Here is a 20,742-nt window from a genome sequence, read left to right on the forward strand (position 1 = left end):
CACGCAAGTGACCGGGTGCAAGCAAAAGGAAGGAACTGTCACATGACGATTGAGGCTCATCTGGCCACGCTCGAAAAGAAGCACGTTGCTCTGGAGGAAGAGCTGCATGCTGCAATGAATCGCCCCTCCGCAGAGGACCAGGCGATTGCGGACCTGAAGCGTCGCAAGCTGCGCATCAAGGATGAGATTGAGCGTCTTCGCTCTTCCACCCACTGAAAAGACAGGGATTTTTCCAAAGTTACAAAGGAGTGAGGGTCGCGTAGAGACTGGTCTGTATGGGAAGACCCGGGTTTGAACCCGTTTCGCGAAACCGCCCTTCAAAGACGAATTTTCAGATGTCGTGACGCCCTGGCCCGTTCGAAAGACGCGCCGGGGCGTTTTGTTTCAGGATGGGACGGGTGGCTCACGACCAGAACTGGTCGAGCCAGAGATTGAGCCTGTCGAAGCCCTTCGCATTGATGGCGTAGATGCGCTTCGTGCCCTCGGCCTTCACGCTGACGAGGTTGGAATCGAGCAGGGCCTTCAAGTGCTGGGAGACCGCGGGGCGGCTGATCGGCAGGCCTTCGGAGAGTTCGTTGACCGTGCGCGGCGCGCGTCGGAGTTCCTCCAGCAGGAACCTGCGGTTGGGATCGGCAATCGCAGCAAAGGGATCCGGGTGCGCCATGGCCGAAAGCTATGGCAAAGCAGCATTTCCGGCAAGCAAATTGTGCAGTGCCGAAAAGCCTCTCAGACGAAGGCGGCTGCCCCGTCATAGACGAGTTTCAGGCCGGCGATGAGGGCCATGGCATACATGAAGGGATAGAAGACATCCGGCTTCATGCGCTTGACGACGAAGCCGCCGCAGGCCGTCGCCGCGATGGCGAGGGGAACGAGCGTCGCGGAGATCGTCAGGTTCTCGGCATCGAGCTGGCCGAGGGCGAAATAGGGGCCGAGCTTGATGAAATTGAGGATGGCGAAGAAGCGCACGCCAGCGCCGGTATATTCGCGCGGCGGCAGCTTCAGCGGCAGTCCGTAGACCTGGAATGGCGCGCCGCCCGCATGGGCGACGAAGCTGCCATAGCCGGAAAGCGTGCCGAGGAAGGCCGCCGGCACCAGCCGGTGCGGCTTCGCGGCGATGACGTAGCCGTGCCGGGCGCGCCAGCTGTTGTAGAAATAGCGGGCGACGAAGAGCACGGTAATGAGGCCGATGATGAGGCGCAGCGCATCGCGCGGCACATAGGCCGAGGTCGCCCAGCCGATGGCGATGCCGAAAAGCGCGCTGGGCAGCATCATCTTCAGGAGCGTGCGGTCGTTGTGCCGGCGCCAGATATAGAGCGACACGCAATCCATCACGACGAGGATCGGCAGGAGGATGGCGGCGGCCTGCACCGGCGGCACGGCCATGGCCAGCAGCGGCACGCCCATGAGGGCAAGCGCCTCGCCCATGCCGCCCTTGGTGAGTCCGACGAGCAGGACTGCGGGGATGGCGGCATAATAGATGGCGGGGTCGATGGGCATGGAAGGCGATTGATCCTCTTCGTCCTTCCGTCTATCCGCTTTGATCTGTTATGACGAGCCCCGAACATCTCAATCCGAGGGAAGTGCCCATCCATGTCCGACGTCGAAAACCGCTGCCGCCTTGTGCTGATCCTACCCGAGGGGGAGGAGCTTTCCGCGCGGGCCGCCATGCTGGAGGGCGCGCTGAAGGGCGGTGACGTCGCTTCCGTGATCCTGCCGCAATACGGCCTCGACGACGGCCAGTTCCAGAAGCATGCCGAAGTGCTGGTATCGATCGTCCAGAAGGCGGGCGCGGCCGCGCTCCTCGCCGGCGACACGCGCGTCGCGGGCCGGGCCAAGGCCGACGGCATCCATGTGACGGGCGGGCTGGAAGAGCTCGGCGAGACGGTGGAGAAATTCACCCCGCGCCTCATCGTCGGCGGCGGAAACGCCACGGACCGGCACAAGGCGCTGGAGATCGGCGAGGTGCAGCCGGACTATATCTTCTTCGGCAAGATCGGCGGCGACATCAAGCCGGAGGCCCATCCGAAGAACCTCGCGCTTGCCGAATGGTGGGCCTCGATGGTGGAGATTCCCTGCATCGTGCTCGGCGGCACCGATCCGCAGTCGGCGCTGGCCGTTGCGGAGAGCGGGGCCGAATTCGTGGCGCTCGACAAGGCGGTCTTCGCCGATCCCGCGCAGGCGCCGCATGTCGTTGCGGCCGTGAACGCGCTGCTTGACGAAAAAGCGCCACGGTTTGGGGAATAGTAGGCGCTCATGATCAGGGCCGTTTTCTCGCACGCTCGCCGCATCGCGCCTCTGGCGCTTCTCGCCACGGTTGCCCTTGCGGCCGTGCCCGCTGCCGCGGAAACGGCGAAGAAGGGCCCCGCCGTCACCGCCGGCGAGGCGGATGCGAAGGCGAAGGATGCCCAGCAGCCCGCCGCCACATTCGAAAAGCCGGCGGACAAGCCTGCGGACGGGGACACGCCTGCCGACGGACCGTCGAGCGGCCTGACGGTGCTTGACCGCATGGGCGCCGATCTGCCGGACCTGCCGGCGGAAAAGCCCTTCACCGGCAAGGTCGACGAGGCCTACGGCGCCTTCCAGCGTGGGCGCTACCTGACGGCGATGGACCTTGCCCTGCCGCGCGCGCAGCTCGGCGATCCGTCCGCCCAGACGCTCGTCGCGGAAATCCTCGACCGCGGGCTCGGCGTGAAGCGGGACCGCGACCAGGCGATGTTCTGGTACCAGCAGGCGGCCAACGGCGGCGACCCGACCGGCATGTTCAAATATGCCGTTCTGCTGATGGAGCGCTCGCGCTCCAAGGACGACCGCAAGAAGGCCGACGAGCTGATGAAGAAATCGGCCGAGCTGGGCAATCCCTCGGCGCAGTTCAACTATGCGCAGGTGCTGGTGGCCGACAGTCCCGGCGAGAAGGGGCTGCGCGAGGCGCTGCCCTACTACGAGAAATCCGCCGAGCAGGGCATTGCCGACGCGCAATATGCGCTCTCGCAGATCTACGCCAACATTCCCGACCTGCCGGAGGCGAAACGCAAGCGGGCGCGCGAATGGCTGCTGCGCGCCGCCCGCGCCGGCTTCGACACCGCCCAGCTCGATCTCGGCATGTGGCTGGTGAACGGCACGGCGGGCGAGCGTGACTACGACGCCGGCTTCAACTGGCTGAAACGGGCGGCCGAAGGCGGCAATGCCGTCGCCCAGAGCAAGCTCGCCCAGCTCTACATCCACGGCATCGGCACCAAGTCCGATCCGGTGGAGGCGGCGAAATGGTTCGTGCTGGCACGCCGCGCCGGGCTCAACGATCCGTCGCTGGAGGATTTCTATCTCGGGCTGAACGACCAGCAGCAGAAGGCGGCGGTCGACGCGGCGAACAAGTACCGCTCGGGCTCCTGAAACGGCTGCCGTTTACCCTGTTGCACGACGCGAGACCCTGCATTGCATCGCTTGCACGCGGCTAAGGCTTGAAACTTCGGGGGATTTGTGGTCTTGAGGCGCATCCCGGTCCCGGTGCGCTTCCCGCGCCGCGGCTTTTGCCGTCTCCGAAGCGCCGGACATTCCCGAAGGACTTTAGTTCATGGCTCGTTCAGCTCTTCTCAACGTCATGGTTCAGGCCGCCTTCAAGGCCGGCAAGTCGCTCGCGCGCGATTTCGGCGAAGTGCAGAACCTTCAGGTCTCGCTCAAGGGGCCCGGCGACTACGTCTCTCAGGCCGACCGCAAGGCCGAGAAGCTGATCCGCGAGGAGCTGATGAAGGCCCGGCCGACCTACGGCTTCCTCGGCGAGGAATCCGAGGAGATCGTCGGGACGGACGGCGCGCATCGCTGGATCGTCGATCCGCTCGACGGCACGACCAACTTCCTGCACGGCATTCCGTGCTTCGCCATCTCCATCGCGCTCGAGCGCAACGGCGAGATCGTCGCGGCCGTGGTGCTGAACCCGGCTACGGATGAGCTCTTCACCGCCGAGCGCGGCGGCGGGGCCTTCCTCAACGATCGCCGCCTGCGCGTCGCCGCGCGCAAGAACCTTTCCGATGCCGTCATCGGCTGCGGCGTGCCGCATCTCGGCCGGGGCAACCACGGCAAGTTCCTCATCGAGCTTCGCCATGTCATGGGGGAAGTGGCCGGCATGCGCCGCCTCGGCTCCGCCTCGCTCGACCTTGCCTATGTCGCGGCCGGCCGCTTCGACGGCTTCTGGGAACGCGACCTCTCGGCCTGGGACATCGCGGCCGGCATTCTGCTGATTCGCGAGGCCGGCGGCTATGCGACGGATCTGGAGGGCGGTAACGCCATGCTGGACAACGGCACGATCATCGCCGGCAACGAATATATCCACAAGGCGCTCCGCGAGGTCGTGCACCGCCCGGTGCCGACGCGCTAAGCGATTGAAAGGCGCGGCGCATTCCTGCGCCGTGTTGCGGGCTAGCCCCTTCAATTCGGCGCAATCTTCCTCTAGTCTCCGCCCCGACGAGGAAGCGGAGATGCGACTACATGGCTAAGCTGGCGCTGCCGGGCTGGGGAGGTTCGGCCGAGACCGGGGACGATTACCCGCACAAACTCTCAAGCCCCATGGCCTTCTTCTGGACGATGGTGATCTTCCTCATCATCGTCGGCTTCGTGGCCGCGATCCTCTTCCGCCAGGCGCAGACCGCGTTCCTTTCCAATCCCGGCCTCAACGGCCTGATCCTCGGCGTGCTGCTCATCGGCGTGCTGCTGGTGTTCAACCATGTGCTGGCGCTCCGGCCGGAGGTGCGCTGGTTCAATTCCTTCCGCGCGGCGGGCAGCGCCGAGAAGGTCGGGCGCGATCCCGTCCTGCTCGCGCCGATGCGCGCGCTGATCGGTCGCCACCATTCCGTGGCGCTTTCGACGGCGACGCTCCGCTCGATCCTCGATTCCATCGCGACCCGCCTCGACGAATCGCGCGACACGTCGCGCTACCTGATCGGCCTTCTCGTCTTTCTCGGCCTGCTCGGCACCTTCTGGGGCCTGCTCGGCACGATCGGCTCGATCAGCTCGGTCATCCAGTCGCTCGATGCCGGCGGCGGCACGGCGAACGATATCCTGACAGCGCTGAAGGAGGGCCTCTCCGCGCCGCTGACGGGCATGGGCACGGCCTTCTCGACCTCGCTCTTCGGTCTTTCTTCCTCGCTCATCCTCGGCTTCCTCGATCTTCAGGCCGGGCGCGCGCAGAACCGCTTCTACACGGAGCTGGAAAACTGGCTCTCCTCGGTGACGGATGTCGGCTCCGAGCTTCCGGCGGCCGCCGGCCTTGCGGGAACGTCTCCCGCCGACGTCCAGGCTCTCGCCGAGCAGATCCTCAAGCTCTCGCAGGAGAGCGGCGGCGGCAACCGCTCGACCGCCGCCATGGCGAGCCTTGCCGAAGGCATCCAGGGCCTCGTCAAGAACATGCGCAGCGAGCAGCAGATGCTGCGCGACTGGATCGAGGCGCAGCAGGAGGAATCGAAGGCCCTGCGCCGCACGCTCGACCGCCTTGCCGCGCGCAGCGGCGAGAAGGCCGAGCGCGCCGCTGAAAAGGCCCATCCGGCCGGGGGCGAATAAATGGCGCTCGGGCGCAACCGGCGCAGCCAGCGCACGATCGATTACTGGCCGGGCTTCGTCGATGCGCTGTCGACGCTGCTGCTCGCCATCATGTTCCTGCTCACCGTCTTCGTGCTGGCGCAATTCTTCCTGAGCCGGGAAATCTCGGGCAAGGACGACGTGCTGAACCGGCTGACGAGCCAGATCAACGAGCTGACGCAGCTTCTGGCGCTCGAAAAGAGCGGCAAGCAGGATCTCGAGGATGCGCTCGCCAACCTGCAGGCCTCGCTCGCCCAGTCGGAAAGCGACCGCACGCGTCTCCAGCAGCTGCTCGACAGCGGCGCGGGCGTTTCCGCCGCCGCGAGCGCCCGCGTGACGACGCTCGAAGGCGAGCTCGACAGCGAAAAGCAGGTGAGCGCACGGGCGATGAGCCAGATCGAGCTGCTGAACCAGCAGATTGCGGCGCTGCGCAGCCAGATCGCCGCCGTGGAGGAGGCCCTGCAGGCCTCCGAGGCGAAGGACAAGAACTCGCAGGCCAAGATCGCCGATCTCGGCCGCCGCCTCAACGTGGCGCTGGCGCAGCGCGTGCAGGAACTCAACCGCTACCGCTCCGATTTCTTCGGGCGCCTTCGGGAAATCCTCTCCGACCGGGAGAATATCCGCATCGTCGGCGACCGCTTCGTCTTTCAGTCGGAGGTGCTGTTCCCCTCGGGCAGCAGCGACCTCAACGAGGCGGGGCAGGCGGAGATGCGCAAGCTCGCCGCCGCGCTGCTCGACCTTGCGAAGGAAATCCCCTCCGAGATCAACTGGGTGCTGCGTGTCGACGGTCATACGGATGCCGTGCCGCTTTCCGGCACCGGGCGCTATCGTGACAACTGGGAGCTTTCCTCGGCCCGTGCGACGTCGGTGGTGAAGTTCCTGATCGCCAACGGCGTGCCGGCCAACCGGCTCGTCGCGGCGGGCTTCGGCGAATTCCAGCCGATCGCCGAGGGCGACGATGCCGCCGCCCGCGCCACCAACCGCCGCATCGAGCTGAAACTCACCGAGAAATAGCCTAGGTGGAACGCACGGTCAGCCGACCGCGCGCTCCTCGTCGAGGAATGCCTGTCCGCCATGGTCGAACTGGAGGCGGGCGAGGCGGGCATAGAGGCCATCCTGCCGGATGAGCGACTGGTGCGTGCCTTCCTCAACCACGCGGCCGTCCTCCATGACGAGGATGCGGTCGGCCTTGAGCACGGTGGCGAGGCGGTGCGCGATGACGATGGTCGTGCGCTTGCCCATCTGGCTGTCGAGCGCCTTCTGGACGAGTGTCTCGCTCTCGGCGTCGAGGGCGGAGGTCGCCTCGTCGAGCAGCAGGAGCGGCGCATCCTTGAGGATGGCGCGGGCGATCGCGATGCGCTGGCGCTGGCCGCCCGAAAGCGTCACGCCGCGTTCGCCGACCATCGTGTCGTAGCCGTTGTCGAGCCGTTCGATGAATTCCTCGGCCTGCGCGGCGCGGGCGGCTACGCGGATCGCCTCGTCGCCGACGCCGCTCATGCCGAAGGCGATGTTGTCGCGGATCGTCGCGGCGAAGATGGTGACGTCCTGCGGCACGAGCGCGATGCGCCGGCGCAGCTCTTCCGGATCGGCGGCCCGCAGGTCGACGCCGTCGAGGAGGACGCTGCCGGAATCCGGGTCGTAGAAGCGCAGCACGAGCGAGAGGATCGTACTCTTGCCGGCGCCCGAGGGGCCGACGACGGCGACGGTCTCGCCCGGCTTCACGGCGAAGGAGAGGCCGTTGATGCTGCGATAGCCGGGGCGGGCGGGATAGGAGAAGTGGACGTCCCGGAAGGCCAGTTCGCCGCGGGCAGGGACGGGCAGGGCGACCGGATTGACGGGGGCGGTGATCGCCGGCTGTTCGGCGAGCAGTTCCGTCAGGCGCTCGGCGGCGCCGGCGGCCTGCGACAGCTCGCCCCAGACCTCCGAGAGCGCGCCAAGGCTGCCGGCGGCGAAGACCGCATAGAGCAGGAACTGGCCGAGCGTGCCGGCCGACAGCGTGCCGGACAGCACGTCGCGGGCGCCGAACCAGAGCACGGCGACGACGGAGCCGAAGATCATGGCGATGGCGAAGCCCGTCAGCAGCGAGCGGGCGCGGATGGCCGAGCGGGCGGCCTCATAGGCGCTTTCGACATTGCCGAAGAAGCGGTCGCGGGCGGCCTCTTCCGCATTGAAGGCCTGCAGGGTGCGCGTCGCGCCGATGGCCTCGCCGGCATAGGCGGAGGCGGCGGCAAGCGTATCCTGCGCCTCGCGCGAGCGGCGGCGCACGGAGCGGCCAAAGGCGACGAGCGGGAAGACGATGACGGGAATGGCGGCGAGGACGAGGCTGGAGAGCTTCGGGCTCGTATAGACCATCATCGCGATGGCGCCGAGACAAAGGATGAGGTTGCGTAGTGCGACCGAGGCGGTGGCCCCGACGGCGGACTTGATCTGCGTCGTGTCGGCCGTCAGGCGTGAAACGATCTCGCCGGACTGGTTGACGTCGAAGAAGGCGGGCGAGAGCTTCGTCACATGGGCGAAGACGTCGCGGCGCAGGTCCGCCACGATGCGCTCGCCGAGCGTGATGACGAAATAGTAGCGCATGGCGCTCGCCAGCGCGAGCAGGCCCGCCAGCACGAAGAGCATCGTGAAATAGGTGTTGATGAAGCCGGTGTCGGCATTGGAGAAGCCGTGGTCGATCATGCGGCGCACGGCGACCGGCAGCGCCAGCGTCGTGACGGCGGCAAGGACGAGCGCGATCAGCGCGCCCGTGACGAGGCCGCGATACCGGCGAATATAGGGGGCAAGCCTGCCAAGCGGACGAATGTTGCGGCGTGCGGATTTCTCCGCCGCGACTGTCTGACTGTCTGTGGACACCATACCCCCGTTTCCAGTGCCTGGCGGCACGAATTGTCTTTCGGCTCTTGTTATCCAGACGGCCTTCATGTATAGGCTCGCCATCGAATTGGGAAGCCGTAGGTCCGACCGACTGCGGCTTCATTTACGTCTTTGGCCCCGCTGCCGCAATCCGTTGCGACAAATGGCCCCCGGAACAGGCAGGAAAGTTGTCATGAAGGCTGATATCCATCCCGAGTACCACACGATCAAGGTCGTGATGACCGACGGCACCGAGTACGAAACCCGCTCGACCTGGGGTTCGGAAGGCGCGACGATGAACCTCGAAATCGACCCCAAGTCCCATCCGGCCTGGACGGGCGGCAACCAGCAGCTCATGGACCGCGGCGGCCGCGTCTCCAAGTTCAAGAAGCGCTTCGAAGGCCTCGGCCTTTAATCTGCCTTCCGCAGTGGATTTTCGAGAACCCGGCTTCGGCCGGGTTTTTTGTTGCCTGCTGTTTGCAGATTGCCCCTCATCCCCCTGCCGGGACCTTCTCCCCGCAAGCGGGGAGAAGGGTGTGTTACACCGTTTTCCCCAAGCCTCGGAATGCAGGAAAACGGCGCTCCCAGCGCTCCTTGCCCCGCTTGCGGGGAGAGGATGCCGGCAGGCAGGTGAGGGGCAGCCCACCCGAAACGCAGGCAACAAAAAACCCGGCCGAAGCCGGGTCTATGCATGGATGCGTGCGCCAGCCGCTCAGTTGTTCCCGAATGCCGTCTGCAGCAGGTTGAGCTGGGCCTGGACGCTGTTCTGGTTGTCCGGCTGGAAGGTCTGGACGTCCTGCGGGCGGTAGATCTCGCGGTCGAGCAGGGCGATGCGGTTCTGCAGGCGCAGCGAGCGTTCGATGAGGTCGCGGAAGGCTTCCGGCAGGTCGTTCCAGCCGGGTGCGGTCTTGTCGACGTTGAAGCTGTCGAGGCGCACCTTGCTCTTTTCGGAAAGCACCTGGTCGCGGCTCATCTCGCCGTTGTTGACGGCGCGCTGGAGCAGGAGCCAGGAGGCCATCTGCATCAGGCGGGTGGTGAGGCGCATGGATTCGGCCGCATAGAGCACGGAGGCCATGCGCGGCAGAACCTTCGATGCCTGCCTGCCGACGCCGTCGAGATAGCTCGCGGTTTCCTCGACCAGACCCATGCCTTCGGCGTACAGGGACTTGAACTGCGCCGACGACGCAACATGGCCAGCGAAGCTGACGGTATTCAATCCTCTTTCGGACATGGTTTCTTCCCTGTTGAACGCATCACTTGCAGGTAACGGCAGGTCGGCCCGAGGTGTTCCAAGTGGCCGGTCTATGGCTAGAAGATGATGCCATAACCCAATTCGCGCAAGGGTATTCTTAAGAAAGGGTTAATCTCCACAATTCTTTCGGGACAGGTGCCGCGGGCGGCGCGCGGCAAATAAAAAAAGAGCCGCGGAAAGCGGCTCTCAAGGTAAAACAGGGAGAAAAATCAGACCGATACCCCGGAGGGAGAAAATGTCTGAAGCCGGAAGGACCGGATGTGCAAGTAATAACATGTAAGGCTTAATGGCCGGTTAACTCTATTGTCGTTCGGTCTTTCCCTGTGTCTTTTCGGCAAGGCTGCGGCAATCCGGCGCGGCGGCCCCCGCGCAGGCAGGCGTGATTCGAGGAATGTGAAGATGGCGTCCTATCTGATGGAGCTTCGCGGCCTGGTCGGCCGGCGGCTGCTTCTCGTCCCATCGGTCGCGGCCGTCATCCAGGATGGCGATGGCCGGCTGCTGCTGCAGGAGAAGGCTTCGGGAGAGGGCTGGAGCCTACCCGCGGGCGCCATCGAGCCGGGCGAGACGCCGCAGGAGGCGATAATGCGCGAGGTGTTGGAGGAGACCGGGCTCAAGGTCGCTCCGGTGGAAGTCCTCGGGGTCTTCGGCGGGCGGGACTTCCGCCATACCTATCCGAACGGTGACGAGGTCGAATATGTCGTCACCCTGTTCAGATGCGCGGTGGTCGAGGAGGGGGAAACCTGGACGGACCCGGAAACCCGGTCCCTCCGCTATTTCACGCGGGACATGCTGCCGCGCCTGACGCCGCCCTATCCTCTGTCGGCGCTGTTCCCCGAGGTCTAGCGGAAGAGGCTTTCCGCCGCCGAGCGGCTCGCGCCCTTCTTCGCCTTTTCCGATTCGAGGCGTTCGATCTCTGCGCGCAGGAGGTCTATGCGCGCGGAAAGCTCGTCCACCGAAAGCAGCGACAGGTCGCTGCCGATCTCGTGTGCGGTCTTCCTGGCCGGGCGGTCGTCGTCGAACAGGCTCATGCGGGGCGCTCCTCCTGTTGATCGTCGGCGGCCTGCGGCTGGGCGAGGGCGCGCGGCGAAAGCTGAAGGCTTTCCGGCGTGGTCAGCGTGCCGGGGTTGATGGTCGTGTAGGCGTCGCGCATCTCCGCCGGCACCGCGGCGCGGCGGCGGCTGCGGAAGATCGCGTAGGCGGTGATCAGGATATGCGCGACGAAGGTCACCATGAAGAGCGCATAGGGGCTGACCGCCGACATGATCGGGCCGCCGATCGTCGGGCCGATGATCGTGCCGACGCCATAGAGCAGCAGCAGGCCGCCGGAGACCTTCACGAAGTCCTCGGGGCTGGCGAAGTCGTTGGCGTGCGAAACGGCGATCGGGTACAGCGCGTTGGCCATGGCGCCGTAGAGCGCGGTGAGCAGCAGCAGCGCGGGCACGGAGGCCGGCTGGAAGAGGAAGAGGCAAAGCCCGGCGATGGCGGCGATGGCCGACAGCACCGCGAGGACGATGCGGCGGTCGACCCTGTCGGAGATGCGGCCGGCCGGCAGCTGCATGACGGCGCCGGCGAAGATGGCGCCGCTCATCATGATGGCGATGGTGCTCGGCGTGAGGCCGGCATTGGCGCCGAAGACCGCGCCGAGCGTGCCGAAGGCGCCGTTGGCGATGCCGATCAGCACGATGCCGACGCAGGCGATCGGCGAGGTGCGGTAGAGCGCGGGGATGTCGAGCCTGACCTGTTTCAGCGGCTGCGGCGAGGCGGCCGTCGAGAGCGTCGTCGGCAGCATGGCGAGGCAATAGAGGATGCCGGCGAACATGAAGAGGATCGGCGTCGTGACGTCGCCGAGCGCGACGGTCATCTGGCCGCCCACGGTGCCGATGAGGGTGATGGCGATATAGAGCGAGAAGATCAGGCCGCGGCTCTCGTTGGTCGCGCGCTCGTTCAGCCAGCTTTCGATGATCATCGACGTGCCGGCGATGGAAAAGCCTGTGACGGCGCGCAGCACGATCCACCAGACCGGATCGACCAGGATACCCGTCAGCAGTGCGATGATGGCGATCAGCGAGGCGAAGCCGGAAAAGGCGCGCACATGGCCGATGCGCTTGACCACCGTCGGAGCCAGAAGGCAGCCGAGGACGAAGCCCGTCGCCCAGGACGTGCCGAGCAGGCCGAGCATCGTCGTCGCATATCCCTCGAAGGCGCCGCGCATCGGCAGGAGCAGGCCGTGCAGGCCGTTGCCGAGGAAGAGGAACAGCGTGCCCATCAGCAGCGCGAAGACGGAAATGAGGTTTTTACGCATGAGACCTTCGCAGTTTCGCCAATGGGAAAGGAATAGCGTACCTGCCGGCGAATGCCAGATGCAAAGCTTGAAACCATGCGATTTTCAGGCCTTGCGCTGATCGCTTGGAAAAGTGTCCGAGGTGTGACAGGAAGGGGCGAGAAAGGCCGCCATGTCGAAAATCCTTCCCGCCCTGCTTCTTGCCGCCATGCTGCTGCACATCATCCGGCCCATCGGCCTGCCGGGGCTGCGGCGGCGCACGGATTTCTGGAAGATCGCGGTTTTCGCGATCGGACTGATGATGCTGACGGTGCTGATCCGGCCTTAAATTGAGGGCCCGGAGGAGGCCGGCCGTCACGCGGAAGACCATCCGTCCCTCGATTACGCCGATTTCCGACCTCTCCTTTGTCAAGCCCGCGGATGACGTCGAGGGGAGGTGAGGGCTTGGCCGGAAGGAGTGCGGTGTTTACGCGGCCCCCGAACGCAAAAGGGCCACCCGAAGGTGGCCCCCATGAGGTCTGGTCCGGCACGGACCCGGGCCTATGGGCCCGAAGGAAGGTGGGTTCAGAGCGAGGGCTGCCTCGCTTTCGTCACCACTTTTCCCATGCCCGCGGCCAAAGCCAAAATCTCATTAGACATCGGATCACCTTCCTTTCTGAACGTTGACGATACAGGAAATGTAGGCGATCCGCGCCGGAGCGCAAGGCTTTCCTGTTATTTCTGCTGTTTCAGGATGTCGACGCCCGGCAGGGGCTTGCCTTCCATCCATTCCAGGAACGCGCCGCCGGCGGTCGAGACATAGGTGAATTCGTCGGCGACGCCGGCATGGTTGAGGGCTGCGACCGTGTCGCCGCCACCGGCGACGGAGACGAGCTTGCCGGCCTTGGTCTCGGCGGCTGCATGCTTTGCGGCGGAGACCGTCGCGGTGTCGAAGGGGGCGATCTCGAAGGCGCCGAGCGGGCCGTTCCAGACGAGCGTCGAGGCGCGCGAGATCCAGGCATTGACCGCTTCGATCGTCTTCGGGCCGACATCGAGCATCATGGCGTCGGCCGGGATGGCGTTGACGTCGACCACCTCGTTCTCGGCGTTGGCCTTGAATTCGCGGGCGACGACGCCGTCTTCGGGGAGCACGATGGCGCAGGTGGCGGTCGCCGCCTCGATCATGATCTGCTTGGCGGTATCGGCAAGGTCGTGCTCGCAGAGCGACTTGCCGACATTCGTGCCGCGGGCGGCCAGGAAGGTGTTCGCCATGCCGCCGCCGATGACCAGCGCGTCGACCTTCTTCACGAGGTTCATCAGAAGGTCGATCTTGGTGGAGACCTTCGCGCCGCCGACGATGGCGACGACCGGGCGGGCCGGGTTGCCGAGGCCCTTTTCCAGCGCTTCCAGCTCGGCCTGCATGGTGCGGCCGGCATAGGCGGGCAGGAGATGAGCAAGGCCTTCCGTCGAGGAATGGGCGCGGTGGGCGGCCGAGAAGGCGTCGTTGACGTAGATGTCGCCATTGGCGGCCAGCGCAGCGGTGAAATCGGGGTTGTTCTTCTCCTCGCCCTTGTGGAAGCGGGTGTTCTCGAGGAGCAGGATGTCGCCGTTCTGCATGGCGGCGATGGCGGCGGCGGCCTTCTCGCCGATGCAGTCGGCGGCGAACTGGACCTTGGTGCCGAGGACGTCGTTCACGGCGGGCAGGATCTGCTCCAGCGACATGTCGGCGACGACCTCACCCTTCGGGCGGCCGAAATGGGCGAGCAGGATGACCTTGGCGCCCTTCTTCGACAGTTCCCGGATGGTGGGAGCGACGCGCTCGATGCGGGTCGCATCGGTGACCTTGCCGTCCTTGACCGGCACGTTGAGATCGACGCGGACGAGCACGCGCTTGCCGGCGATGTCGGTGAGGTTGTCGAGGGTCTTGAAGGTCATGGTTGCCGCTCCTGAATGTGTCGTCTGGTCAAGAAAAAACACCCGGACATCTCTGCCCGGGTGTTTCGCGTTTCCGCTTAGATGAGCTTGCCGAGGGCAACCGCCGTGTCGGACATGCGGTTCGAGAAGCCCCATTCGTTATCGTACCAGGAAAGGATACGAACGAGGTTGCCGTCGAGGACCTTGGTCTGGTCAGCGGCGAAGTTCGACGAATGGCTGTCGTGGTTGAAGTCGACCGAGACAAGCGGCCCCGTGACGTAGTCGAGGATGCCCTTCAGCTCGCCTTCGGCGGCGGCCTTGACGGCGGCGTTGACTTCCTCGGCCGTGACGTTGCGCTTCGGCACGAACTTCAGGTCGACGACCGAGACGTTCGGGGTCGGCACGCGGATCGACGAGCCGTCGAGCTTGCCCTTGAGGTGCGGCAGCACGAGGCCGACGGCCTTGGCGGCGCCGGTGGACGTCGGGATCATCGACAGCGCGGCGGCACGGGCGCGATAAAGGTCCTTGTGCATAGTGTCGAGGGTCGGCTGGTCACCCGTGTAGGAGTGGACCGTCGTCATGTAGCCCTTCTCGATGCCGAAGGCCTTGTCGAGAACGTAGGCGACCGGCGCAAGGCAGTTCGTCGTGCACGAGGCGTTGGAGATGACGAGATCGTCCTTGGTCAGCGTGTCGTGGTTGACGCCGTAGACGATGGTCTTGTCGGCATTGTCGCACGGGGCCGAAACGATGACGCGCTTGGAGCCGTTTGCGAGGTGCGCGGAGGCCTTTTCCTTGGTGGTGAAGAGGCCGGTGCATTCCAGCGCGATGTCGACGTCGCCCCAGGGCAGTTCCTTCGGGTCGCGGATGGCCGTGACGCGGATCGGGCCGCGGCCGACGTCGATCGTATCGCCGGAAACGGTGACGGTGCCGGGGAACTTGCCGTGGACGGAATCGTAGCGGACGAGATGCGCATTGGTCTCGACCGGGCCGAGGTCGTTGACGGCGACGACTTCGATGTCGGTGCGGCCGGATTCGACGATGGCACGCAGCACGTTGCGGCCGATGCGGCCAAAGCCGTTGATGGCAACTTTCACAGTCATTTCGGGTTTCTCCCTATGGATAAACGTTTGGCGATGCGAGGCGCGGCCGGGGCCGCGCCCGACGGCGCTCAGGCCAGCTTGGCTTCCGCGGCGGCAACGACGGCCTCCGGCGTGATGCCGAAGTGCTTGTAGAGCTCCTTGTACGGGCCGGAGGCGCCGAAGGAGGACATGCCGACGAAGATGCCGTCCGAACCGATGAAGTGATCCCAGCCCTGGCGGATGCCGGCTTCGACCGCGATCTTGACCGGCGAGTTGCCAATGACGGCCTGCTGGTAGGCTTCAGGCTGCTCGGCGAAGAGCTCGAAGCAGGGAACGGAAACGACGCGGGTCGAGATGCCCTTGGCGGAAAGGGCCTGCTGGGCCTTCACCGCGATCTCGATTTCCGAGCCGGTGGCGAAGATCGTCACCTGGGCGTCGCTGGCCGAGACGAGATCGTAGGCGCCGCGGGCGCAGAGGTTCTCTTCCTCGTATTCGAGGCGTACCGGCATCAGGTTCTGGCGCGTCAGCGCGATGGCGGACGGACGGTTGTGGCTTTCGAGCGCGAGCTGCCAGCACTCCGCCGTCTCCGTGGCGTCGGCCGGGCGGAAGACGAGGAGGTTCGGGATGGCGCGCAGGGCGGCCATGTGCTCGACCGGCTGGTGCGTCGGGCCGTCTTCGCCAAGGCCGATGGAATCGTGCGTCAGCACGTGGATGACGCGGATGCCCATCAGCGCGGCGAGGCGGATCGACGGACGGCAGTAGTCCGAGAAGATCAGGAAGCCGCCGGAATAGGGGATGAGGCCGCCATGCAGCGCCATGCCGTTCATCGCGGCCGCCATGCCGTGCTCGCGCACGCCGTAGTGGATGTAGCGGCCGGAGAAGTCGTTCGGGGTGATCGACTTGGTCTGGCTGGTCTTGGTGTTGTTGGAACCCGTCAGGTCGGCCGAGCCGCCGATGGTTTCCGGCAGGACGCCGTTGATGACTTCCAGCGCGTCTTCCGAAGCCTTGCGGGTTGCCGGGTTGGGCTTCGTCTCGGCAAGCTTCTGCTTGTAAGCGGAGATCGCGGAATCGAGGCTGCCTTCTAGGTCGCCGGCGAAGCGGCGGGTGAACTGCGCCTTCTTCTCGGCATCCGTCTTTTCGAGACGGGCTTCCCATTCCTTGTGCGCCTTGGTGGAGCGCAGGCCGGCGAGGCGCCAGGCGTCGAGCACGTCGGAGGGAACGACGAAGGCTTCCGCTTCCCAGTTCAGCGCCTTGCGGGTGGCGGCGATTTCCTCGGCTCCGAGCGGCGAGCCGTGGACCTTGTGCGTGCCGGCCTTGTTCGGCGCGCCGAAGCCGATGGTCGTCTTGCAGGCGATCATGGTCGGCTTGTCGGACTTGTGGGCTTCCTCGATGGCGGCGGCGATGGCGTCCGGATCATGTCCGTCGACGGCGATCGTGTTCCACTGGCTGGCGCGGAAGCGGGCGTGCTGGTCGGTCGAGTCGGCAATGGAGATCGGGCCGTCGATCGAGATGTTGTTGTCGTCCCAGAAGACGATCAGCTTGTTGAGCTTGAGGTGGCCGGCGAGCGAGATCGCTTCCTGGCTGATGCCTTCCATGAGGCAGCCGTCACCGGCAAGCACATAGGTGTAGTGCTCGATGAGGTCGGAGCCGAATTCGTCGCGCAGCTTGCGTTCGGCAAGCGCCATGCCGACGGCGTTGGCGATGCCCTGGCCGAGCGGACCCGTGGTCGTCTCGATGCCGGCGGCGTGGCCGTATTCCGGGTGGCCGGCGGTGCGGGCGCCGAGCTGGCGGAAATTCTTGATCTCGTCGATCGTGATGTCCTCGTAGCCCGTCAAATAGAGCAGCGAGTAGAGGAGCATCGAGCCGTGGCCGGCCGACAGGACGAAGCGGTCGCGGTTCGGCCAGGACGGGGTCTTCGGGTCGAAGGACAGGAAGCGGGTGAAAAGAACCGTTGCGATGTCTGCTGCGCCCATGGGCAGGCCGGGGTGACCCGAGTTCGCCTTTTCCACGGCATCCATGGAAAGGAAGCGAATTGCGTTCGCCATCCGGTCGTGTTTTTCGCGAGAGATCATGACTGTTCCGTCTTCTTCGGGGTGTCAGGGCCGATGCCGTTCCGGGTATCGGTTGGAAGCGGGGTGACACATAGCAGGTGCACCGTCGGAGTCAACGAATTCGGCGGGTTTTGCGGCACTTGGGCGCTGGTTCCGCGACGTTTTTTAGCAGTTCCGAAAGCCTTTGCCGGGCCGTTCGCGCGAGGGGTGCGGAACGCCGATCCACAGCGGCTTTGGCGCGCGGATTGCCATGCTGTTGACGCTCGGGCCCGCAGTTGAATACTGTCGCGCGAAGGGAACCGGCGCTGGCGGCGGCGATTCGTATTTTTGAAAGTGCCGGTGAAGGCTTCATGACAAACGGGGAAACAGTCAGGGCGGCGATAGAGGAGCTTCGCAGGGCTCTCGCGAACCTCGACAACGCGCTCGACATGCGCTTCGACCGCGAGCGCGATCACGGCGAGGTCGAGGGCGAGGTCCGGCGGGTGAACGTCGACCGCTCGCGGCTCGCCCAGGAGCTCGATCAATCCGAATTCCGCGCGAACCGTCTGGAAGAGGTGAACCGCGAGGTCTCCCGCCGCCTCGTCACGGCTATGGAGACGATCCGGGCCGTGCTCGACCGTTAATTCCAGAAAGAAAGACTTCGCATGGCACAGGTGACCGTACAGATCGATGGCAAGGCCTACCGCATGGCCTGCGAGGAAGGCCAGGAGGGGCATCTCGAAGAGCTTGCCGCCGGCTTCGATCAATATGTCGGCCACCTGAAGAGCCAGTTCGGCGAGATCGGCGACCTGAGGCTCACCGTCATGGCCGGCATCATGGTGATGGACGAGCTCAACGACGTCACCCGGCGTCTCGCCAAGCTGGAAAAGGAAACCGAGGAGCTGCGCACGGGCCGCGAGGGCGTGATGAGCGAGGTTTCGCGCAACGAGGAAGCCATCGCCGTCGCCCTCAACGAGCTGACCAGCCAGATCCAGGGCATGGCCGCCAAGCTTACCGGCAAGCCGCCGGCGAACTGATCCGCGGCGTCTCCACGCCTTTGCGCGCGGCGAGGGCCTTTGCACTTTTGCTAAGCTGCTTCGGGAATTGCTACTGGCGAAAACGCCGCTTTCATCCTATATGTCGGATGCGATCTGCGCTTCCCGACAGGAACCACAATCCCTGGGGCCATACTCGATCCAAAGGGAGCTGTCCCTGACCCGGCCCGTGGGCTTGGTCACACGGTGCCCACCTACGTTTGTAGGCACCCAGGATCGTAAACCTCCATCGGTCGTCGCGGATCGTACCTTGCTGAAATCACCGGCAAACGAAAAGGCCGCCCCACGGGGCGGCCTTCGTGTTTTCTTCCGGGCTGCTGCCCCTCATCCGGCCTGCCAGCCACCTTCTCCCCGCAAGCGGGGCGAAGGGATATGCCGCGCCGGTTTCCCCAAATCTTCATCGTTGCGTTGGGCAAGTCCCCTCTCCCCGCTTGCGGGGAGAGGGTTAGGGTGAGGGGCAGGGCGGCGAACGCTTTATGCGGCCGCCTTCAGCTGCTTGTCGACCATGGCGCGCAGGCTGCCGAGGTCCTTGGCGAAGGCGCGGATGCCTTCGGAGAGCTTTTCGGTCGCCATGGCGTCCCCGTTCAGCATCCAGCGGAAGGCCTTCTCGTCGATCTTGATCGGCGAGACCTTGGCGGCCTTTTCCGGCGAGAGCTTGCGCTCCAGCGTACCCGAGGCGGCGTCGAGTTCCTCGAGCAAGGCGGGGCTGATCGTCAGGCGGTCGCAGCCGGCCAGCGCTTCGATCTCGCCCGTGTTGCGGAAGGAGGCGCCCATGACGATCGTGTCGATGCCGTTGGACTTGTAGTAGTCGTAGATCGCGCGGACGGAGAGGACGCCCGGATCGTCTTCGGCGGTGAAGGTCTTGCCGGAGGCCTTGACATGCCAGTCGAGGATGCGGCCGACGAAGGGCGAGATGAGGAAGACGCCGGCATCGGCGCAGGCGATGGCCTGGGCCTGGTTGAAGAGCAGCGTTAGGTTGCAGTCGATGCCTTCCTTCTGCAGCACTTCGGCGGCGCGGATACCTTCCCAGGTGGAGGCGAGCTTGATCAGGATGCGCTCGCGGGAAATGCCGCGCGCGTCATAGGCCTTGATGATCTCGCGGGCCTTGGCGATGGAGGCCTCGGTGTCGAAGGAGAGGTCGGCGTCCACTTCGGTCGAGACGCGGCCGGGCACCAGCTCGGCAAGCGCGGCACCGACAGCGATGGCGAGGCGATCGCCGACGGCGGCCACGACGCCCTCGTGATTGCCGCCCTGCGACCGGCCCCAGCGGATGGCTTCGGCCACCGCGTCGGAAAATGCCGGCGTGCCGAGCGCCTTCAGGACGATGGTGGGATTGGTGGTGCAATCGACCGGCTTCAGGCGGCGGACGGCGTCGATGTCGCCGGTATCTGCCACGACGGTCGTCATCGCGCGGAGTTGTTCAAGCTTGGACGTCATATCCGAATTCCCGAAAGGTTGTTGCTGGGCCTCCGTCCCCGGCCCTTGCAGGGGAAACGTCGAACCCTCCTCCATGTTCCTATGCAGGCGTGCCTGCGGCCGTGCTTCCGTTTCGGCCGCCGGCTTGCCGGCACACACTGGCGACCGGCGGAAAACCGCCAGTCGACATGGGGCGACTATCGACATTTCCCCGGGACAAAGTCAAGCACTTTTGCCCACTCTCGTGAACATATGTCGCATTTCCCCGGCGATGTGCTAAGGTACCCGCCGGAAACGAACGAGCAAGATGGAGGCGACGTGGCAAGGCTCCGGCGCGACACACATACGGCCTATTCGGAATCGGCGGCACTGCGCCTGCGGGCCGCCTGGCTCTATTACAACCAGGGCCTCACCCAGAAGGACGTGGCGGAGAAGATCGGCGTCAGCCGCACCACGGTCGTGCGCATGCTCGACGAGGCGCTGAAGCGCTCCGAGGTGCAGATCTGGATCAACGAGGGCATTGCCGACTGCGTGGAACTTTCCGTGCGGCTGGAAAGGGCCTACGGGCTCGACGAGGCCGTTGTCGTGCCGGCGGCCGACAGCGCGGAGGGGACGGCCAAGAGCGTCGGCCTCGCGCTCGGCCAGTTCCTGACGGAGGCGATCCCCGACGACTGCACGGTCGGGGTCGGCTGGGGGCGTACGCTGACGGCCTCGCTGGCCAGCTTCCGCCCCGCCCGCCACGAGCGCGTCAAGGTCGTCTCGCTGCTCGGCGGCGTGGTGGAGGCGCATCGCATCAATCCCATCGAATATACCTGGCAGCTTGCCAGCCAGCTCGGGGCGGAGTGCTACCTGTTCCTCGCGCCGCTTCTCGTCGATTCGCGCGAGACCAAGCGCAGCCTCATCGAGAAATGCGGCCTCAAGACCCTGTTCGAACTGGCCGAGAACATGGATATCGCGGTGGTGAGCTGCGGCGATATCGGACCGGAGGCAAGTTCGCTGTCGCGCGACTTCATCGCCCGGCGGGAGCTGGAGGAGCTGATCGCGGCGGGCTGCGTGTGCGATACGATGTGCAATTTCCTCGATGCGGAGGGGCACACCATCGACCATCCGATCCGCCACCGGGTCATGTCGATCGATCTCGATACGGTGAAGAAGGCGCGTCATATCGTGCTCGTCTCCGGCGGGGCGCACCGGGCGCCGGCCATCCGCGCCACCATCCGCCGCGTCGGCTGCAATACGCTGATCACCGACGAGGGCGCCGCGAAGGCGATGCTGGCGCTGGCGGAAACCTCCGCCGCGGCCTGACCGGATCATCGTG

Annotated in this window: 22 protein-coding genes and 1 other RNA gene; 13 read left to right on the forward strand and 10 right to left on the reverse strand. The window is 65.4% G+C overall.

Going from position 1 to position 20,742, the window contains the following annotated elements:
• The first annotated feature begins 42 nt into the window (after nucleotides 1–42).
• Nucleotides 43–216 carry a YdcH family protein gene (locus DSD28_RS12370; protein WP_119256691.1) on the forward strand — a complete coding sequence of 58 codons (174 nt, stop codon included), beginning with the start codon at nucleotides 43–45 and terminating at the stop codon, nucleotides 214–216.
• 187 nt (nucleotides 217–403) lie between these two features.
• Here DSD28_RS12370 and DSD28_RS12375 read toward each other — a convergent pair whose 3' ends face one another.
• Nucleotides 404–664, reverse strand: a complete 261-nt coding sequence (locus DSD28_RS12375) for an ArsR/SmtB family transcription factor (RefSeq protein WP_117370534.1) — start codon at nucleotides 662–664, stop codon at nucleotides 404–406.
• Nucleotides 665–726: 62 nt separating this feature from the next.
• Nucleotides 727–1,497: a sulfite exporter TauE/SafE family protein gene (locus DSD28_RS12380; protein ID WP_119256692.1), complete on the reverse strand. Its 771-nt coding sequence runs from the start codon at nucleotides 1,495–1,497 to the stop codon at nucleotides 727–729.
• A 93-nt stretch (nucleotides 1,498–1,590) separates the two neighbouring features.
• Between DSD28_RS12380 and DSD28_RS12385 the strand changes: the two genes are divergently transcribed.
• From DSD28_RS12385 to DSD28_RS12405, 5 genes are all read left to right on the forward strand, one after another.
• The gene (locus DSD28_RS12385; protein WP_119256693.1) at nucleotides 1,591–2,244 is read left to right on the forward strand and encodes a thiamine phosphate synthase; all 654 of its coding nucleotides are present in this window, start codon (nucleotides 1,591–1,593) and stop codon (nucleotides 2,242–2,244) included.
• A 9-nt stretch (nucleotides 2,245–2,253) separates the two neighbouring features.
• On the forward strand, nucleotides 2,254–3,387 hold the full coding sequence (locus DSD28_RS12390) for a tetratricopeptide repeat protein (RefSeq protein WP_119256694.1): 1,134 nt from the start codon (nucleotides 2,254–2,256) through the stop codon (nucleotides 3,385–3,387).
• A gap of 181 nt (nucleotides 3,388–3,568) precedes the next feature.
• Nucleotides 3,569–4,369, forward strand: coding sequence for an inositol monophosphatase family protein (locus tag DSD28_RS12395; RefSeq protein ID WP_119256695.1), 801 nt, complete (start codon nucleotides 3,569–3,571; stop codon nucleotides 4,367–4,369).
• Nucleotides 4,370–4,479: 110 nt separating this feature from the next.
• Nucleotides 4,480–5,547 (forward strand): MotA/TolQ/ExbB proton channel family protein, encoded by a 1,068-nt coding sequence (locus DSD28_RS12400; RefSeq protein WP_119256696.1) that lies wholly within the window; start codon nucleotides 4,480–4,482, stop codon nucleotides 5,545–5,547.
• The gene (locus DSD28_RS12405) at nucleotides 5,548–6,579 is read left to right on the forward strand and encodes a peptidoglycan -binding protein (protein ID WP_119256697.1); all 1,032 of its coding nucleotides are present in this window, start codon (nucleotides 5,548–5,550) and stop codon (nucleotides 6,577–6,579) included. It abuts the gene before it with no gap.
• A gap of 18 nt (nucleotides 6,580–6,597) precedes the next feature.
• Here DSD28_RS12405 and DSD28_RS12410 read toward each other — a convergent pair whose 3' ends face one another.
• The gene (locus DSD28_RS12410; RefSeq protein WP_119256698.1) at nucleotides 6,598–8,421 is read right to left on the reverse strand and encodes an ABC transporter transmembrane domain-containing protein; all 1,824 of its coding nucleotides are present in this window, start codon (nucleotides 8,419–8,421) and stop codon (nucleotides 6,598–6,600) included.
• Nucleotides 8,422–8,611: 190 nt separating this feature from the next.
• Here DSD28_RS12410 and rpmE point away from each other — a divergent pair, with 190 nt between their 5' ends.
• Complete coding sequence (rpmE, locus tag DSD28_RS12415; protein WP_119256699.1) at nucleotides 8,612–8,833, forward strand: 50S ribosomal protein L31; 222 nt, start codon at nucleotides 8,612–8,614, stop codon at nucleotides 8,831–8,833.
• A 297-nt stretch (nucleotides 8,834–9,130) separates the two neighbouring features.
• Here rpmE and DSD28_RS12420 read toward each other — a convergent pair whose 3' ends face one another.
• Nucleotides 9,131–9,649: a DUF1465 family protein gene (locus DSD28_RS12420; RefSeq protein WP_119256700.1), complete on the reverse strand. Its 519-nt coding sequence runs from the start codon at nucleotides 9,647–9,649 to the stop codon at nucleotides 9,131–9,133.
• Between the two features lie 420 nt (nucleotides 9,650–10,069).
• On the opposite strand from DSD28_RS12420, the gene DSD28_RS12425 reads away from it, so the two are divergent.
• The gene (locus DSD28_RS12425; protein ID WP_205536198.1) at nucleotides 10,070–10,513 is read left to right on the forward strand and encodes an NUDIX domain-containing protein; all 444 of its coding nucleotides are present in this window, start codon (nucleotides 10,070–10,072) and stop codon (nucleotides 10,511–10,513) included.
• On the opposite strand, the gene DSD28_RS12430 is transcribed toward DSD28_RS12425, so the two are convergent.
• Nucleotides 10,510–10,698, reverse strand: coding sequence for a DUF1192 domain-containing protein (locus DSD28_RS12430; RefSeq protein ID WP_119256702.1), 189 nt, complete (start codon nucleotides 10,696–10,698; stop codon nucleotides 10,510–10,512). The genes DSD28_RS12425 and DSD28_RS12430 overlap by 4 nt on opposite strands.
• Nucleotides 10,695–11,972, reverse strand: a complete 1,278-nt coding sequence (locus tag DSD28_RS12435) for an MFS transporter (RefSeq protein WP_119256703.1) — start codon at nucleotides 11,970–11,972, stop codon at nucleotides 10,695–10,697. The genes DSD28_RS12430 and DSD28_RS12435 overlap by 4 nt, the downstream gene beginning before the upstream one ends.
• Nucleotides 11,973–12,123: 151 nt before the next feature.
• On the opposite strand from DSD28_RS12435, the gene DSD28_RS25910 reads away from it, so the two are divergent.
• Nucleotides 12,124–12,279 (forward strand): hypothetical protein, encoded by a 156-nt coding sequence (locus tag DSD28_RS25910; protein WP_162911372.1) that lies wholly within the window; start codon nucleotides 12,124–12,126, stop codon nucleotides 12,277–12,279.
• A gap of 386 nt (nucleotides 12,280–12,665) precedes the next feature.
• On the opposite strand, the gene DSD28_RS12440 is transcribed toward DSD28_RS25910, so the two are convergent.
• The 3 genes from DSD28_RS12440 to tkt form a co-directional block, all read right to left on the reverse strand.
• On the reverse strand, nucleotides 12,666–13,865 hold the full coding sequence (locus DSD28_RS12440; protein WP_119256704.1) for a phosphoglycerate kinase: 1,200 nt from the start codon (nucleotides 13,863–13,865) through the stop codon (nucleotides 12,666–12,668).
• 77 nt (nucleotides 13,866–13,942) lie between these two features.
• Nucleotides 13,943–14,944, reverse strand: coding sequence for a type I glyceraldehyde-3-phosphate dehydrogenase (gene gap, locus DSD28_RS12445; RefSeq protein WP_119256705.1), 1,002 nt, complete (start codon nucleotides 14,942–14,944; stop codon nucleotides 13,943–13,945).
• 68 nt (nucleotides 14,945–15,012) lie between these two features.
• Nucleotides 15,013–16,995, reverse strand: coding sequence for a transketolase (tkt, locus tag DSD28_RS12450; protein ID WP_119256706.1), 1,983 nt, complete (start codon nucleotides 16,993–16,995; stop codon nucleotides 15,013–15,015).
• 329 nt (nucleotides 16,996–17,324) lie between these two features.
• On the opposite strand from tkt, the gene DSD28_RS12455 reads away from it, so the two are divergent.
• From DSD28_RS12455 to ssrS, 3 genes are all read left to right on the forward strand, one after another.
• Nucleotides 17,325–17,597, forward strand: coding sequence for a DUF4164 domain-containing protein (locus DSD28_RS12455; RefSeq protein ID WP_119256707.1), 273 nt, complete (start codon nucleotides 17,325–17,327; stop codon nucleotides 17,595–17,597).
• Nucleotides 17,598–17,618: 21 nt separating this feature from the next.
• Nucleotides 17,619–17,990 (forward strand): cell division protein ZapA, encoded by a 372-nt coding sequence (locus tag DSD28_RS12460; protein WP_119256708.1) that lies wholly within the window; start codon nucleotides 17,619–17,621, stop codon nucleotides 17,988–17,990.
• Nucleotides 17,991–18,098: 108 nt separating this feature from the next.
• A non-coding RNA gene (ssrS, locus tag DSD28_RS12465) (6S RNA) lies at nucleotides 18,099–18,257 on the forward strand.
• 225 nt (nucleotides 18,258–18,482) lie between these two features.
• Here ssrS and tal read toward each other — a convergent pair.
• Nucleotides 18,483–19,445 carry a transaldolase gene (tal, locus tag DSD28_RS12470; protein ID WP_119256709.1) on the reverse strand — a complete coding sequence of 321 codons (963 nt, stop codon included), beginning with the start codon at nucleotides 19,443–19,445 and terminating at the stop codon, nucleotides 18,483–18,485.
• 297 nt (nucleotides 19,446–19,742) lie between these two features.
• Between tal and DSD28_RS12475 the strand changes: the two genes are divergently transcribed.
• On the forward strand, nucleotides 19,743–20,729 hold the full coding sequence (locus DSD28_RS12475) for a sugar-binding transcriptional regulator (protein ID WP_119256710.1): 987 nt from the start codon (nucleotides 19,743–19,745) through the stop codon (nucleotides 20,727–20,729).
• The last annotated feature ends 13 nt before the right edge of the window (nucleotides 20,730–20,742 follow it).

This window comes from Shinella zoogloeoides, assembly GCF_003574625.1.
Classification (GTDB): domain Bacteria; phylum Pseudomonadota; class Alphaproteobacteria; order Rhizobiales; family Rhizobiaceae; genus Shinella; species Shinella zoogloeoides_A.

What these genes read in the sequence shown, in the direction of transcription:
- DSD28_RS12370 (WP_119256691.1), top strand. Translation starts at nt 43, where the DNA reads ATGACGATTGAGGCTCATCTGGCCACGCTCGAAAAGAAGCACGTTGCT.
- DSD28_RS12375 (WP_117370534.1), bottom strand. Translation starts at nt 664, where the DNA reads ATGGCGCACCCGGATCCCTTTGCTGCGATTGCCGATCCCAACCGCAGG.
- DSD28_RS12380 (WP_119256692.1), bottom strand. Translation starts at nt 1,497, where the DNA reads ATGCCCATCGACCCCGCCATCTATTATGCCGCCATCCCCGCAGTCCTG.
- DSD28_RS12385 (WP_119256693.1), top strand. Translation starts at nt 1,591, where the DNA reads ATGTCCGACGTCGAAAACCGCTGCCGCCTTGTGCTGATCCTACCCGAG.
- DSD28_RS12390 (WP_119256694.1), top strand. Translation starts at nt 2,254, where the DNA reads ATGATCAGGGCCGTTTTCTCGCACGCTCGCCGCATCGCGCCTCTGGCG.
- DSD28_RS12395 (WP_119256695.1), top strand. Translation starts at nt 3,569, where the DNA reads ATGGCTCGTTCAGCTCTTCTCAACGTCATGGTTCAGGCCGCCTTCAAG.
- DSD28_RS12400 (WP_119256696.1), top strand. Translation starts at nt 4,480, where the DNA reads ATGGCTAAGCTGGCGCTGCCGGGCTGGGGAGGTTCGGCCGAGACCGGG.
- DSD28_RS12405 (WP_119256697.1), top strand. Translation starts at nt 5,548, where the DNA reads ATGGCGCTCGGGCGCAACCGGCGCAGCCAGCGCACGATCGATTACTGG.
- DSD28_RS12410 (WP_119256698.1), bottom strand. Translation starts at nt 8,421, where the DNA reads ATGGTGTCCACAGACAGTCAGACAGTCGCGGCGGAGAAATCCGCACGC.
- rpmE (WP_119256699.1), top strand. Translation starts at nt 8,612, where the DNA reads ATGAAGGCTGATATCCATCCCGAGTACCACACGATCAAGGTCGTGATG.
- DSD28_RS12420 (WP_119256700.1), bottom strand. Translation starts at nt 9,649, where the DNA reads ATGTCCGAAAGAGGATTGAATACCGTCAGCTTCGCTGGCCATGTTGCG.
- DSD28_RS12425 (WP_205536198.1), top strand. Translation starts at nt 10,070, where the DNA reads ATGGCGTCCTATCTGATGGAGCTTCGCGGCCTGGTCGGCCGGCGGCTG.
- DSD28_RS12430 (WP_119256702.1), bottom strand. Translation starts at nt 10,698, where the DNA reads ATGAGCCTGTTCGACGACGACCGCCCGGCCAGGAAGACCGCACACGAG.
- DSD28_RS12435 (WP_119256703.1), bottom strand. Translation starts at nt 11,972, where the DNA reads ATGCGTAAAAACCTCATTTCCGTCTTCGCGCTGCTGATGGGCACGCTG.
- DSD28_RS25910 (WP_162911372.1), top strand. Translation starts at nt 12,124, where the DNA reads ATGTCGAAAATCCTTCCCGCCCTGCTTCTTGCCGCCATGCTGCTGCAC.
- DSD28_RS12440 (WP_119256704.1), bottom strand. Translation starts at nt 13,865, where the DNA reads ATGACCTTCAAGACCCTCGACAACCTCACCGACATCGCCGGCAAGCGC.
- gap (WP_119256705.1), bottom strand. Translation starts at nt 14,944, where the DNA reads ATGACTGTGAAAGTTGCCATCAACGGCTTTGGCCGCATCGGCCGCAAC.
- tkt (WP_119256706.1), bottom strand. Translation starts at nt 16,995, where the DNA reads ATGATCTCTCGCGAAAAACACGACCGGATGGCGAACGCAATTCGCTTC.
- DSD28_RS12455 (WP_119256707.1), top strand. Translation starts at nt 17,325, where the DNA reads ATGACAAACGGGGAAACAGTCAGGGCGGCGATAGAGGAGCTTCGCAGG.
- DSD28_RS12460 (WP_119256708.1), top strand. Translation starts at nt 17,619, where the DNA reads ATGGCACAGGTGACCGTACAGATCGATGGCAAGGCCTACCGCATGGCC.
- tal (WP_119256709.1), bottom strand. Translation starts at nt 19,445, where the DNA reads ATGACGTCCAAGCTTGAACAACTCCGCGCGATGACGACCGTCGTGGCA.